The 14,513-nt window shown below is 65.4% G+C and carries 11 protein-coding genes; 3 read left to right on the forward strand and 8 right to left on the reverse strand.

The features are described from left to right. Nucleotides 1-150: 150 nt before the first annotated feature. The 8 genes from V7D81_RS15660 to V7D81_RS15695 all read right to left on the reverse strand — a co-directional run bounded on the left by V7D81_RS15660 (nt 151) and on the right by V7D81_RS15695 (nt 10,765). Nucleotides 151-2,799: a LuxR C-terminal-related transcriptional regulator gene (locus tag V7D81_RS15660; protein WP_324317914.1), complete on the reverse strand. Its 2,649-nt coding sequence runs from the start codon at nt 2,797-2,799 to the stop codon at nt 151-153. Between the two features lie 128 nt (nt 2,800-2,927). Then, nucleotides 2,928-3,158 (reverse strand): lipoyl domain-containing protein, encoded by a 231-nt coding sequence (locus V7D81_RS15665; RefSeq protein WP_324317916.1) that lies wholly within the window; start codon nt 3,156-3,158, stop codon nt 2,928-2,930. 15 nt (nt 3,159-3,173) lie between these two features. Further along, nucleotides 3,174-5,222, reverse strand: a complete 2,049-nt coding sequence (locus V7D81_RS15670) for an alpha-ketoacid dehydrogenase subunit alpha/beta (protein WP_324317918.1) — start codon at nt 5,220-5,222, stop codon at nt 3,174-3,176. A gap of 193 nt (nt 5,223-5,415) precedes the next feature. Then, a complete protein-coding gene (locus V7D81_RS15675; RefSeq protein WP_324317919.1) occupies nt 5,416-6,009 on the reverse strand; it encodes a 3-keto-disaccharide hydrolase in 594 nt (197 codons plus the stop codon). An 84-nt stretch (nt 6,010-6,093) separates the two neighbouring features. Next, entirely contained in the window at nt 6,094-7,614 is a 1,521-nt protein-coding gene (locus V7D81_RS15680) for an MFS transporter (RefSeq protein ID WP_324317921.1), read from the reverse strand. 28 nt (nt 7,615-7,642) lie between these two features. Then, complete coding sequence (locus V7D81_RS15685) at nt 7,643-8,764, reverse strand: Gfo/Idh/MocA family protein (protein ID WP_349257672.1); 1,122 nt, start codon at nt 8,762-8,764, stop codon at nt 7,643-7,645. 26 nt (nt 8,765-8,790) lie between these two features. Then, the gene (locus V7D81_RS15690) at nt 8,791-9,846 is read right to left on the reverse strand and encodes a sugar phosphate isomerase/epimerase family protein (protein ID WP_324317925.1); all 1,056 of its coding nucleotides are present in this window, start codon (nt 9,844-9,846) and stop codon (nt 8,791-8,793) included. Nucleotides 9,847-9,865: 19 nt separating this feature from the next. Then, complete coding sequence (locus tag V7D81_RS15695; RefSeq protein WP_324317927.1) at nt 9,866-10,765, reverse strand: sugar phosphate isomerase/epimerase family protein; 900 nt, start codon at nt 10,763-10,765, stop codon at nt 9,866-9,868. Between the two features lie 109 nt (nt 10,766-10,874). Here V7D81_RS15695 and V7D81_RS15700 point away from each other — a divergent pair, with 109 nt between their 5' ends. From V7D81_RS15700 to V7D81_RS15710, 3 genes are all read left to right on the forward strand, one after another. Continuing rightward, the gene (locus tag V7D81_RS15700; protein WP_324317929.1) at nt 10,875-12,071 is read left to right on the forward strand and encodes an ROK family transcriptional regulator; all 1,197 of its coding nucleotides are present in this window, start codon (nt 10,875-10,877) and stop codon (nt 12,069-12,071) included. 130 nt (nt 12,072-12,201) lie between these two features. Next, entirely contained in the window at nt 12,202-13,893 is a 1,692-nt protein-coding gene (locus tag V7D81_RS15705) for a GMC family oxidoreductase (RefSeq protein ID WP_324317931.1), read from the forward strand. 10 nt (nt 13,894-13,903) lie between these two features. Continuing rightward, nucleotides 13,904-14,512 carry a gluconate 2-dehydrogenase subunit 3 family protein gene (locus V7D81_RS15710; RefSeq protein ID WP_324317932.1) on the forward strand — a complete coding sequence of 203 codons (609 nt, stop codon included), beginning with the start codon at nt 13,904-13,906 and terminating at the stop codon, nt 14,510-14,512. Nucleotide 14,513: the final 1 nt, after the last annotated feature.

The following is a 14,513-nucleotide window of genomic DNA, read 5'->3' on the forward strand; positions in this document are numbered from 1 at the left end:
CGGGTATTTGTATCCGCCGCGCACGTATGGGTTGACGCTGCGCAAGCGGTTCTGAGATCGGAAGGTGTTTTTTTCTTACTGTGGGGCCGGCTTGAGCCGGCCTCTTTCAGAGTCAGGCTGAAGCCTGACCTACAGGAAGAAAGCGGCGCTTCAGCCGTCGATCAGCCCCAGCAGCCGCGCCCGATCCACCGCATGCTTGCGGGTCGCGGCATTCAGCTTGAAGAACACGTTTCGCAGGTGCCACTTCACGGTGGTCTCGCTGATGTCCATGGCGCGCGCGATTTCCTTGTTCGCCTTGCCGGTGACGACCAGCGAAAGGATGTTCGCTTCCTTCGGCGTGAGCAGGCCCGAGGCGGCCTGCGCCGCGCCCGGCTGCGGCACGGATTTGCGCGGCGGCTTCTCATCAGCAGGCGCCGGATGGCTCGCCGCCGCCAGCATGTTTGCAAGCCGCGGATGCGCCTCCTCGATCGCCCGGCGCATGCCGGCCAGTTCCGCAAGACTCAGCACTTCCGCCAGCATCTCCTGCGCGCCCTCGCGGCCGCGCTCATGAGCGACCAGCGCCAGCAGCGCGCGGATGATCAACATGCCGACACTGCGCCGCATGCTCGCCGGCATCGCATTCGCCGCCGTGCGCAATGCGGCCTCCGCTGCCTCGAGATGCGACCGCGCCAGTTCGACATAGGCGGTCGCGACGGCCATGACGCCGGTGAAATGGGCGCGAAGCACGCTGTATTCGTGTTGTTCGAACACCGGTTGCATTGCGCGGACCCGCTCCAGCAATTCCGCCGCCGTATCCGTGCGTCCGCGCAGCGCATGCAGTCGCACCTGCTCGGCGAGGCTGCTCAACACGATGCGCGGCCGGTCGCGACTGACGCCGAGATCGTGCAGCGCCGCGAGAATGTCGAGCGCCCGCGCCTCGTCGCGATTGCGCAGCGCGATGAACGCGAGCGTGCGATAGGCGAGGATGATGGGATACGAGGTGCCGCCGCGCTCGATCACGTCGAGCCGGTCGGCGAGCGTCGCCAGCGCCTGCTCGGGCGCGTCGTGCATCATGAACGCACCCGCGAGCGCCCCCGCGAACATGCCGGCGACCAGGCTGCGGCGGCCCATTTCGTTCTCAGCTGCTTCCAGGCTCGGCTGCAACACTGCAATCGCCTTCGCGGGATTGCCCTCCATCAGGTGGCTCAGGCCGACGTGCAGGTCGCTGAAAGCGAGCGACAACCGCATCGCCGGCGTGCGCGGCACCGACACCACGATGGTGCCGAGCAGCTGACGGATCTTCTCCATGTCGCCTTCGTGAAACGCGAGCGTGGCCTGCGAATTCGCAAACGCCACGACATGCAGCGGCGTCGCCGACCGCAGCGGCCCGCTCCATTCGCGCAATGCATCGGCGATCACGCCGGGCTGGTCGCGGAAGCCCGCGCTCGCCGCCAGGATGAGCGCCGCTTCGAAGCGGCATTCCTCGTCGAACTGCGGATGACGCGCGATCGGCTCCAGCAGCGCCGGTACGCTGGCCGCCTCATCGCCCATCGCCGTGATCCACGCGACGGTGAGCTGCAGCCGCACGTCCCGCGACATCGCCTCCGGCGGCAATCTGCGAATCCACTCATGCGCCTCGCCGAGACGTCCCTCGCGCGCGATGTCCGCCAGACACTGCGAGATACAGGCCACCGCCAGCGTTTCGTCGCCGGCGGCGAACGCATGACGCGCCGCTTCATGGATCTGCGCATGACTCTCGCACCAGGCCGCCGCGCGACGATGGCATGCACGCTGCTCCGCCGGATCGAGCCGGTCGAACTGTCCGAGCAGGAAATCGCGCGCGAGCGCATGCAGGCTCATGCGCGTGCGCTCCTCGTCGGCGACCATGATCGGGGAATCCTCGGCCAGGCTCAGCAGATAGGACGCGGAGCGCGGATTGCCGGTGACCGCTTCGCAGCCTTCTGCGGTCAGGCTGTCGAGGATCGAGATGCGGATCAGGAACGCGGCTTCGTCCGGCGTCAGCCGCGACATCAGCGATTCGAAGAAGAAGCGCTGCAGGTCGCCGCGCCGTGCGCTCAGGCGGCCGATGGTCTCGTGCAGATCGACGGCCTTCTCGATCGTCGAGGCCGCGAGCTGCAATCCGAGCGGCCAGCCTTCGGTGAGATCGTGCAGGCGCACGGCGTCATCCAGTCCGATGCGCGTGCCGAAGCGGGCGCGCAGCACGGTGAGCGTTTCATCGAGACCCATGCGCAGATCGCGCTCGTCGAACGCCGCGAGCCGGCCGGCCGCCAGCAGATCCGTGAGCGGCAGTTCGAGCGGCCGGCGCGACCCGATGACGAACTGCAGGTTGGGCGGCGCGTTGTTGATGAGATACGCCAGACGCTCGCGCAGCGTCGGCTGCGGCAGGCGATGGGCGTCGTCGAGGATCACGACGGTCTGGGTCGCGAGCACCGCGACCTCCGCCAGCAGTTCCGTCAGCGCATCCAGTTCCCGATGCGCCTGCAGACGCACCTGTGCGGCGGTCTTGGCGAACGAGTCCCGGCCGGTGGCCTCACGTAATGCGAACAGGAGCAGATCGACCAGACGGGTGCCTTCATCCTGTTCATCGAGCGCCGCCCACGCCACGTAGGCGCCGCGCGCCAGCCAGTTGCGGCGCCATTGCGCCATCAGCGTGGTCTTGCCGAAGCCCTGCGGCGCGGTCAGCAGGATGGCCGTGCGATCGCTGATCTCGGCCCAGCGATGCTCGAGTCGCGGTCGGGTCGCCGCGACGCGGCTCGGTCGTGGCGGAGCGGTTTTCAGCAGCAGCAGTGATTCGCGCATGGATCATCTTAGGCGCGCCTGGGTGAAGTCCCGCGCAATGAATCGCCCGAGCCGCGAGTATCTGCGGTCATCGCGCGAAACGAAAGCAGCTCAGCGGCGTCGCGACGCCGCTGGCAACGATTCCATCGTCAGGCGATTTCGCCGATGTCGGTGCCGACCGGATAGGTCTCGCCGGCCCTGGCTTTCTGCGTCAGACGTCCGGAGGCCGGGGACTGGATCTCCTGGATCGATTTTCCCGTCTCGAGCGAATAGATCGGATCGCCCTCGTTGACCTGGGCGCCATCGGCGACCAGCCATTCGGTGAGCACGCCTTCGGTCATGGACATCTCGAGACGCGGGATCGTGAGCTGTGTGGTCATGCGGATGAATCCTGATTACTTGAAAGCGATGACTTCGCGAATGCGGGCAGCGATGGACTTGGCCTGCGGGATCTGATTCAGCTCGATGTCGCGACAGTAGGCAATCGGCGCGAAGTCCGCACCGAACCGGCCGACGGGCGCCTTGAGCGTCGAGAACAGTTCCTCGTGCACCGTGCTCGCGATCTCGCCGCCGAATCCGCAGAACTCCGTGGCGGCGTGGACGACGAGCGCACGACGCGTCTTCTTCACCGAATCCAGCACGCGGTGATAGTCGAGCGGCACGAGAGTGCGCAGGTCGATCACTTCGACGCTGATGCCCTCCTTCGCCAGCTCTTCGGCAGCGGCGAGCGATTCCTGCACCTGCCAGCCGTAGGTCACGACGGTGATGTCGGAGCCTTCGCGCCGCACCTTCGCGACGCCCAGCGGAATGCGATAGTCGCCGGCAGGCGCTTCACCGCGCGCGCCGCGCAGCAACCGGATCGACTCCAGCTGCACGCAGGGATCCTCATCGAAAATGCAGCTCAGCAGCAGCCCTTTCGCATCGAACGGCGTGCTCGGGAACGTCACCTTCAGGCCTGGCGTATGCAGCAGCCAGGCTTCGAGCGACTGCGAATGCTGGGCGCCGTAGCCGCCCGTGCCGCCGCCCACCATCATGCGGATCGTCATCGGCACGTGCGTGGCGGAGCCGGACATGTAACGCTGCTTGGCGGCGTGGTTGAAGATCTGGTCGAGGCAGACACCGGCGAAGTCGTTGAACATGATTTCCGCCACGGGACGCATGCCGACGAGCGCCGCGCCGATGCCGGCGCCGATGATCGCCGTCTCTGCGATCGGCGTGACGCGCACGCGCTCCGGGCCGTACTTGGTCTGCAATCCCCGCGACGTCGCGAACACGCCGCCGGGCGGATCGCCGATGTCTTCGCCGAGCAGGAACACGCCTGCATCCTGTTCGAGCGCGAGGTCCTGCGCTTCGCGAATCGCGTCCAGCATGAGCATGGGCTTGCCCGTACCGCTCCCGGGTTCGGCTTCCGCTTCGCGACGCGGATAGTGGCCGCGACGCGGCGGAACGCTGGGATCGGCGTAGACGTCGATCAGCGTTTCTTCGCGCGGCGTCGGCGTGGCGGCCAGCGCGTGCGCGATCGCCGCATCGACTTCCTGGCGCGCTGCTTCGTCGATCTCCGCCAGTTGCTGTTCGGTGCTGATGCCATCCTCGATCAGCTGCGCGCGCAGGCGCGGCACCGGCCAGGCTTCCTTGGCGGCCTGCAGCGCTTCGCGCGACAGTTCCTTCGTATCGCCGACACCGGCATGCGGACCCAGTCGCATGGTCAGGGCTTCGACGAAAATCGGACCTTCGCCGCGACGGACTTCTTCGATGATCTTCTTCATGCCCTGATAGAAGGCCGGCACGTCGTTGGCATCGAGCTTCACGCCCTTGAAGCCGTAGCCCGCAGCGCGCGACGCGAAGTCCTTGCTCGCGGTGTAACCCGGAATCGGCGTGTATTCGCCGATCTGGTTGTTCTGGCAGAGGAAGATCAGGGGCAGCTTCCACACGCCGGCAAGATTCATGGCCTCGTGAACGGCGCCGATGCTGGTGGCGCCGTCGCCGAAGTTGACGATGGTGATGCGATCCTCGGTGCGCATCTTGGCCGCGAGCGCGAGGCCGTTCGCGATCGGCGCACCGCCGCCCACGATGGCGGTCGTCAGCATCGAGCCGGACGAGGGATCGGAGATGTGCGGCGACCCGCCCTTGCCCTTGTTGACGCCATCGAAGCGGCCGAGGGCTTCGGAGAACAGGCCCGCCAGCGGCACGCCCTTCGCGACCTGATCGTGAATGCCGCGGTACGTCGTGACCATGTAGTCGCGCTTGCTGATGAGCTGCGAAATGGTCGCGGGAATGGATTCCTGCCCGGTCATCGGCCAGTAGCTGAACAGGAATTTGCCGCCGGACAGCCCGGCCTGAATGGCCTTGTCGACGGCGCGAATCCTGGACATCTGGCGGTAGATATTGACCAGAACGGCCGGCTCGACGTCCAGCCTGGCCGCTGCCTGAGCTTGCGATTGCATCATTGATTCCCCTGGCAAAAGTGATGCTGCGCCGTAATGAGGGTGGGCGATCTAGGGATATGCCGCCCGATCCTGCGCACTAAGCAACAGCGGTGTTCAGTATACCCGGGGTCGCGAAAATAGACTCATCTATCCCGGCGATTGCAGGAGGGAGCATCGGGGTCCGCCCGCTCAGACACGAGGGTAATTGCACCTATCGTCGTACGCTGATTTCCCTGAACAGCACGACATCCCCATCACCGTGATTCTGGAGGCCGATATACCCCGCGTCGGGCCGCGGGCCACGCTCGGGTTCGTAAGGCTTGAGCTTCGGCGGCACGGCATCGCCTTCGCGAAAATCCGTCACGGTCACGCCGTTGACGACCACTACCGTACGGTTGCCCTCGAGGGTGATTTCCATTGTGTTCCATTCGCGCGGTTCGGGCTTCGCGCGCGCACGGGTGAAGGAATACAGCACGCCGGTGCGATGCATGTCGTCATCGCTTTCGTCGATCTGTACCTCGTACCCCTTGTTCACCGGCATCCACGGCTCCGTCGGCTCCTCGGGAATACGGATGAACACGCCGGAATTTCCCGCGTCCTGCGGCTGCGGTGCGCGGTAGACGATGCGCAGGGTCGCGTTGCCGAACTTCTCGCGCGTGTACCACAGCAATCCCATGCCGCCTTCGGTTCTGAGGATGCCGTCGTCGACGACGAAGCGGCCCGGCCCGACGTGGCGCCAGCCATCGAGATCCTTGCCGTTGAAGAGCGGCTGCCAGAGCTCCGCGGTGTGTACTGTTGAGGTCATGGACAATGCAGCGGCGGCCATCGATACGGCCGTCAAGACAGATCGCAGGGACACGACGCGCCTCCTCCTCAGCGGGTTCCAGAATCAGGCCGCGGGCGGCGACTGCGTCAATGCCACCGCCCGATATCCTCCCTGCCGCCGGAAATACAGCAGCAGCAACAGATACGCGGCCAGCATGATGAGCGGCAGTACCGCGACGGATTTCAGCGCCGTCTTCTTGCTTCCGGCGACGACGGCATCGACCACGGCGCGCGTCTGCGCGTCGCTGGCGTTCACTTTCGCCTCATCCAGCGCCAGGTAACGCCCGAACACGCCGGTCTTCTCGCTGGTGAAATAGGTGGCGTGCAGCTGGGTGGCGTGCTGCGCATCGTGCGCCGCCAGGGAATGGCCGATGGCGCGATCCTGGATCGTTCCCAGCAACACCGAGCCCACGATGCCGACGCCGAGCATGCCGACGCCGGCAAGCACGTTCATCGTGACCGCACCGCCCTTCGGAAACTGTTCGGCGACGAAGCCGATCGAGGTCGGCCAGAAGAAGCTCTTGCCGATACCGTAGATCGTCGCCGCCAGCAACACCGCCACCCCCGTGGCCTGCGACAGACCATACAGGCCGACGGCCGCGATCGCCGAACACAGCGCCAGCAGGCCGAGCGGCGAGAAGCGATGCACCAGCGGCCCGGCAAACAGTCGCAGCACCAGCATCAGCGCGGAGGTATAGACGAGCACCCAACCGGGTTGCAGCCCCATGCTGACGACTTCGGGTTCGAGCAGCGACGTGATCCAGCTGTCGGTGCCGAGCTCCGTCGTGGCCAGCGGCATCATGATGATCAGCATGATGATGAAGAGCGCGCGTCCGGGCGAGCGCGTGTACCAGGCATAGAAGGCCGTCGCGGCGACGATGAGCAGGCCCTGCAGCAGCAGCGACCAGTCGAACACGCGCCCCACTTCGATGACGATGAGCGCGGCGACGATCAATGCGCTGACATAGCCCGCCTCGGCCAGCATTTCGCGATAGGACACGCCCGCCGCCACCCGTTCGCTCACCGGGAAGCGCTGACGCAGCAGCAGGATGGAGTAGACGATCACGGGAACGATGACCAGGCCGATCTTCCAGCGCCAGTCGACGCCGCCGCCCTGGGCCAATGCCAGGAGCCCGCCCAACACCAATCCACCGGGCCAACCGGCGTGCAGCATGTTGAGCCACTTGGTCTTGTCATGCCGGTAGGCGGTGGCGATGAGCGGATTCACCGCCGCTTCGACCGCGCCGTTGCCCAGTGCCAGCACGAATGTGCCGACGTAGAGCGACCAGTATCCGGTGGCGAGCAATGTCGTCGTCGTGCCGATGAGATGGCACGCCACCGCCACCCACAGCACCGCGCGAAATCCGACCCGGTCGATCAGCAGGCTCAGCAGCACGATGCTGATGGAGAACGGCCAGAGCCCGACGCCCAGCAGTTCGCCCTTCTGGGTGGCCGAGAGATTGAACTCATGCCCCCAATCGTCGACCACGAACGCTCGCAGCACGAAACAGAACGAGGTGGCGACCAGCGCCGCAAAGCAGGTGATGAATAACGTGTTGTGGGTCGGTTGTGTCGTCGTATTCATCCATTCCCCCCGGATCGTCAGTCGGACGCTACACGGCGGTCCACGCGGCATCGCGCCGGCTGGACTCCACGGCGGCGTGAATGAATCGCACGCCGCGCAAACCATCGGCCGCCGTAGGCACGAGCAAGGCGTTGTCGCGCGCAGTCTCGCCGCCGTTGGCAGCGGTGATGAGATCGGCCGCGTCCGAGTAGATCTGCGCGAAGGCCTCTATGTAACCCTCCGGATGTCCGGACGGCAGGCGTGAAGCCGCAGTCGCCGCGCCGCCCAGCCCTGCCCCACCGCGCGTGATGAGGCGCGGCTGTCCGCCAAGCGGCGCAAAGCGAAGCTGATTCGGATTCTCCTGCGACCACTCCAGACCCGCCTTCGAACCGTACAGGCGCACGCGCAATCCGTTCTCGTTGCCCGGCGCAACCTGGCTGGCCCACAGCGCGCCGCTCGCACCGTTGGCAAAGCGCAGCAGCATCTGCCCGTTGTCATCCAGTCGGCGGCCACTCACCTGAATCGACAGATCGGCCGCGAGCTTCGTCACCTGCACGCCCGCAATGAACTCCGCCAGATGAAAGGCATGCGTGCCGATATCGCCGATGGCGCCGGCCACGCCGCTGCGCTGCGGATCGACACGCCAGGCCGCCTGCTTGTTGCCGCCCGCTTCGACATCGGTCGCCAGCCAGTCCTGCGCATATTCGATCTGGGCGACGCGCAGTTCGCCCAGCTGTCCCTCCGCGACCATCTGGCGTGCCTGCCGGACCAGCGGATAGCCGCTGTAGTTGTAGGTCACGGCAAAGACACGTTGCATCCGTTGCGCGGTGCGCACGAGATCCTCGGCGTCTGCGATCGTGGTCGTCAGCGGTTTGTCGCAGATCACGTGCACGCCGGCTTCGAGGCATTGCTTCGCAGCGCGATGATGCAGATGGTTCGGCGTGACGATGGACACGACATCGATGCGATCGGCGCGCTGCTGCTCCCTGTCGAGCATTTCATCGAGCGTGGCATAGCAACGATCGGGCGCGAGCCGCAAGTCGGCGCCGCTGTCCCGCGCACGCTGCGGATCCGACGAGAGCACGCCGGCGACGAATTCGTAGCGGTCATCCAGACGCGCCGCCATGCGATGCACGCCGCCGATGAAGGCGCCGCGCCCGCCGCCCACCATTCCAAGCCTGAGCCTGGGTGCAGTCACTACTCGAGCCCCAGCATCCGACGGTTGGCCGCCGCGTCCGTGCCGGCATTCGCGAAATCATCGAAGGCCTTGTCGGTGGTGCGGATGAGATGCCGTTGAATGAACGGCGCGCCTTCGGCGGCGCCCTGCTCCGGATGCTTGATGCAGCATTCCCATTCCAGCACCGCCCAGCCGTCGTAGCCGTACTGGGTCAGCTTGGAAAAGATGCCGCTGAAATCGACCTGGCCATCGCCGAGCGAGCGGAAGCGGCCTGCACGGTCGATCCACGGTTGATAGCCGCCGTACACGCCCTGACGAGGGCTCGGCCTGAACTCCGCATCCTTCACATGAAACATGCGGATGTGCGCATGGTAGACATCGATGAAGCCGAGATAGTCGAGCTGCTGCAGCACGAAGTGGCTCGGGTCATAAAGCATGTGACAGCGCGGATGATTGCCGACGCGTTCGAGAAAACGTTCGAACGTGACGCCATCGAACAGGTCTTCGCCCGGATGAATCTCGTAACAGAGATCGACGCCCGCGGCATCGAACGCATCCAGGATCGGACGCCAGCGACTGGCGAGTTCGTCGAAGGCCGTCTCCACCAGACCCGCCGGACGTTGCGGCCACGGATAAAGATAGGGCCACGCCAGCGCACCCGAAAACGTTGCATGCGCCTTGAGTCCCAACCGGGCGGAGGCGCGCGCCGCCTTGCGCAGCTGTTCCACGGCCCACTGCTGGCGCGCGCGCGGATTGCGGCGCAGCGACGGCGGCGCGAAGCCGTCGAAGGCTTCGTCGTAAGCCGGATGCACGGCGACCAGTTGCCCCTGCAAGTGGGTCGACAGTTCGGTGATCTCGATGCCCTCCTGCGCCAGCATTCCCTTGACTTCATCGCAGTAGGTAGCGCTCTCGGCTGCACGATCGAGATCGAACAGGCGCGACTCCCAGGTCGGAATCTGCACGCCCTTGTAGCCCAGCTTCGCGGCCCATCGGGCGATGGTGCGCAGGTCATCGAACGGCGGTTCGCTGCCGGCAAACTGTGCCAGGAAAATACCCGGCCCCTTGATCATCGCCATGCTGCGTCCTCGGGTGGAATCAGGATGCCGCGCCGAGCCTGCTCAGGTAGTCGAAGCTGATCCTGATGGACTCCAGCGGACTGCGATCGAAATTCTCCTGCTCGACGTAGCAATGCTGGATGTGCTTCGGGTCCGCCGCCGCAAACAGCGCCTTCCAGTCGATCGCGCCGCTGCCGACCTCGGTCGTCTGCGCCTGCAGCTCGGTGGTGACGCGCAGATCCTTGCGCACATCCTTCACGTGCAGCTGCGTGATCCGATTCGCGTACTTCTTCAGATAGGCCGCGGGATCCTGGCCCGCCGTGACGACCCACGCGATGTCCAGCTCGAACGACACCAGCGTGGGATCGGTCAGGCGCAGCAGTTCATCGAAAGCAGGAACGCCATTGAAGGAACGGAATTCGATGTTGTGATTGTGATAGCCGAAACGCACACCGGCCTTGCGGGCCAGTTCACCGAACCGGTTCAGCTGTTCGGCATTCCACTTCCAGTCATCGAGCGTCATTCCCGCACCGAGCGAACCGGTGGGAATGGAACGCGCATCGGCGGTCGACGGGAAGGAGCACACCAGATGCCGGACACCCAGTTCCTTTGCGTAGTCAACGCGCTGCTGTGCATGGGCCTGCAGATCGGCCATGTTGGCGTGCATGCTGGGAATGCTGAGGCCGGTGTCGGCGAGCAGCGCGCGCATCTCGCTCACCGGTCGCGCCGGACCGGCCAGTTCGAGTTCGGTGTAGCCGATGTCTGCGATGGCTTTCAGGGTGCCGGGCAGATCCTTCGCCGCGGCTTCGCGCACGGTGTAGATCTGCAAGCCGATCGGCCGTCCGAGCGGCCCTTTCGCCGGCGAGGCCTCAGCGGGAAGGCAGGTCATCGCCGCCACGGCCAGGGAAGAACTTTGCAGGAAACGACGTCGCGTCCACATGGCGCCCCCTCGGTCGGACTCATCGGTGTTCTTTCTGCCAGAATAAATCTGCGCCCACCGTCTGTATATCGACAGGTTTAGTTCGGACATCGACGAAAAGAGACAGACCATGCTCCCCTGGTTGAACCTGGGTTTGCCGCGGACGACGCCCGCGCAAACCAGTCACGCGCTGAACCTCAGCAGCTATCTCGCCAGGCTGGTCGCCTCCGGACAGGCGACCTCGCGCTCCGAACTCGCACGCGTCACTGGACTCGCGCGCTCGACCGTCTCCGAGCATCTGGCGCCGCTGCTGCGGATCGGCCTGATCGCCGAGCACGAGGCGGAAGCGGGAGCGCGCGGTCGACCGCCGTCGGTGCTGAGCCTGAATCCGCAAGCCGGCGTCATTCTGGTTGCCGACATCGGCGCCGCTCGCGGACGACTGGCCATCGCGGATTTCGGCCAGCATTTCCTCGCGGAGCGTTCGATCAGGACGGATGTCGCGCGTGGACCCGATACCGTGCTCGCGGAGGTGCGCGCCGAGTTCCTCCAGATGCTCGCGGAGCATCAGGTACCGTCAGGCAGTGTGCGTCTCGTCGTCGTGGGTCTGCCCGCTCCCGTGGACTTTGCAAGCGGCGTCCCGGTACGCCCGCCCATCATGCCGGGATGGGACAACTATCCCGTTCCGGAGTCCTTTCAGGAAACGTTCGCGGCACCGGTACTCGTCGACAACGACGTCAACCTGATGGCGCTGGGCGAAGCGCGATGTCGTCCTGCTTCGCAATGTCCCCTGCTGTACGTCAAGGCATCGACCGGGATCGGCTGCGGCATCGTCACGCACGATGGACAGCTGCATCGCGGGGCCGACGGTGCGGCCGGGGACATCGGACATGTTCGCGTGCCGGGACATGACGCTGTCTGCCGCTGCGGCGCCGTGGGCTGCATCGAAGCCTTTGCCTCGTACGCGGCGATCCTGCGCAAGGCCGGCGCCGACAGCGGCGGCAACGCGGTTCAGTCCGCCGAGGCCAATGAGGCTCAGCTTTCCGGCCTCGTCCGCACTGCCGCCGGCGAGATCGGCGAAGTGATCGCCATGCTCGTGCACTTCTTCAACCCCGCCGTGATCGTGCTCGGCGGACGCATGACCCAGTACGGCGATGAAATGCTGGCGGGCGTTCGCTCCGTCGTCTATCGACGCGCCTTGCCGCTGGCCACTCGCAGGCTGTCGGTCGAACTCAGCACGCTCGGCAACCGCGCCGGAACCGTCGGCGCCGTCGTGCTCGGCGTGGAGCACGTGCTCTCGCCGCAGGGATTGCGCTCGATGATGTTATGACCTGGTGTCGTAGCGACACGCGACCACATTGCGTCGTCAATAGTTCGACGCCCGCCGTAATTCCAGTGCTTCAATGTGGCAATCCGTTCGCGTTACAGTCGCCGCATCAGGGGTGACTGCGAGTGCGGCAATGGGGCCCGACAAGAACGACTCCTTCGACGCGATCGTCGTCGGCACCGGCATCAGCGGTGGATGGGCCGCCAAGGAACTGACCGGGAAAGGACTGAAGACGCTGGTGCTCGATCGCGGACGCATGGTGCGTCATGGCGACTATCCGACGGCGACGAAGGACCTGTGGGAACTGCCCTACGGCGGTCGCGCGACCCGGGAAGATCTCGAACGTCACGCGACCGCAGCGCGCACCAACTATGTCGTGACCCAGGCCACCAAGCACTGGTGGGTCGACGATACCGAGCATCCCTACAGCGAGACGCGACCCTTCGACTGGGTGCGCGGCTATCACGTGGGCGGACGTTCGCTGGTGTGGGGACGGCAGTCGTATCGCTGGAGTCCGATGGACTTCGAGGCGAATGCCAGGGACGGCGTGGCCGTCGACTGGCCGATCCGCTACCGCGATGTCGAGCCGTGGTACGAGTACGTCGAACGCTTCATCGGCGTGAGCGGTCAGAGCGAAGGACTGGAGCAACTGCCCGACGGTGCCTTCCTGCCGCCGATGGAAATGAACTGCGTCGAAAGGCACTTGAAGAAATCGCTCGCCGAGAAGTTCGGGCGCGTCATGACGATCGGTCGCACGGCGCATCTGACTGCGCCGCTGGCCCACAGCCCGCAGCGCGGCACCTGCCAGAGCCGCAACCTGTGCATTCGCGGCTGTCCGTTCGGTGCCTATTTCAGCAGCAATTCCAGCACCCTGCCCGCGGCCGAGAAGACCGGCAACATGACGCTGCGACCGGACTCGGTCGTGTACGAACTGGTGTACGACGAAAAGGCCGGCCGGGCGAGCGGCGTGCGCGTGCTGGACTCCGAAACCGGCGAACACCACGAGTTCAGCGCACGCGTGATCTTCCTGTGCGCATCGACGTTCGGCACGGCGCACATCCTGATGAACTCGATCTCGAAACGTTTCCCCGACGGCTTCGGCAACGACAGCGGCGAACTGGGCTGCAACATCATGGATCATCACCTGCAGGTCGGTGCCGTCGCGCTCGCCGAAGGATTCGATGATCAGTACTACGTGGGCCAGCGCCCCAACGGCATCTACGTCCCGCGCTTCGTCAACGTCGGCAAGGACAAACGCGACTACCTGCGCGGCTTCGGCTACCAGGGCGGTGCCTCGCGGCGCAACTGGACGCGGCTCATGAGCGATCCGGTGATGGGCGAGGAACTGAAGCAGACCGCAGCGACGCCCGGTCCCTGGTCCGTCTCCCTCGGCGGCTTCGGTGAAATCCTTCCCGATCATCGCAATCGCATCACGCTGAACCGCGACAGGAAGGACAGGCACGGACTGCCTACGCTCGACTTCGATGCCGGCATCGGCGAGAACGAGCGCAGGATGCGCCTCGACATGGCCAGCGAGGCAGCCACCATGCTCGAAGCCGCCGGCTACAGGAACGTTCGCGCGTACGATCGCGGCTACAGCATGGGCCTCGGCATTCATGAGATGGGCACCGCGCGCATGGGACGCGATCCGAAAACCTCCGTGCTCAACGAATGGAATCAGTTGCACGCCTGCAGGAATGTCTACGTCACCGACGGTTCCTGCATGACGTCGAGCGCCTGCCAGAACCCATCGCTCACCTACATGGCCCTGACCGCGCGCGCGGCCGATCACGCGGTCGAAGAACTCAAGCGCATGAATCTCTGAGGACGGCGACATGAATCGACGCGAAGCGCTGCAGCAGGCGGCCTGGCTGATGGGCGGCGCCCTCTCGGCCCCCGCCTTGATGGGCATCCTCAATGGCTGTACTGCGAAACCGGAGGCGAACTGGCAACCGGTCTTTCTGACGTCCGCACAGGCTGCGCTGGTCGGCGAAGTGGCGGAGATCCTGATTCCACGCACGGATACGCCGGGAGCGAAGGATGTCGGCGTGCCGGCGTTGATCGACCGCATGCTCGAAGCCGTGTACCCGAAGCAGGATCAGGGCCGCTTCCTGGCCGGACTCGATGAGTTCGATTCGCAAGCTCGCGCGCAGCATGCCGACGACTTCCTGCACCTGGAACGCAATGTCCGGATCGAGCACGTCAGAGCAGTCACGGCAGCGGCGATGGCTGCCGAACGGGTTCATGGAGGTCCCGGCCCCTTTGCGAGGCCGTTCATCCTGATGACGCGCGAACTCACGCTGCTGGGCTACTTCACTTCGCAGGCGGCAGCCACGAAGGTGCTGCAATACAACCCCGCGCCCGGCCCATTTCGCGGATGCGTTCCCCTGAACGAAGCGGGCAACGGCAGGACCTGGGCCACCGAACAGGTCCAGCGCTTCTGAT

The organism is Povalibacter sp., assembly GCF_036735925.1.
GTDB lineage: Bacteria > Pseudomonadota > Gammaproteobacteria > Steroidobacterales > Steroidobacteraceae > Steroidobacter.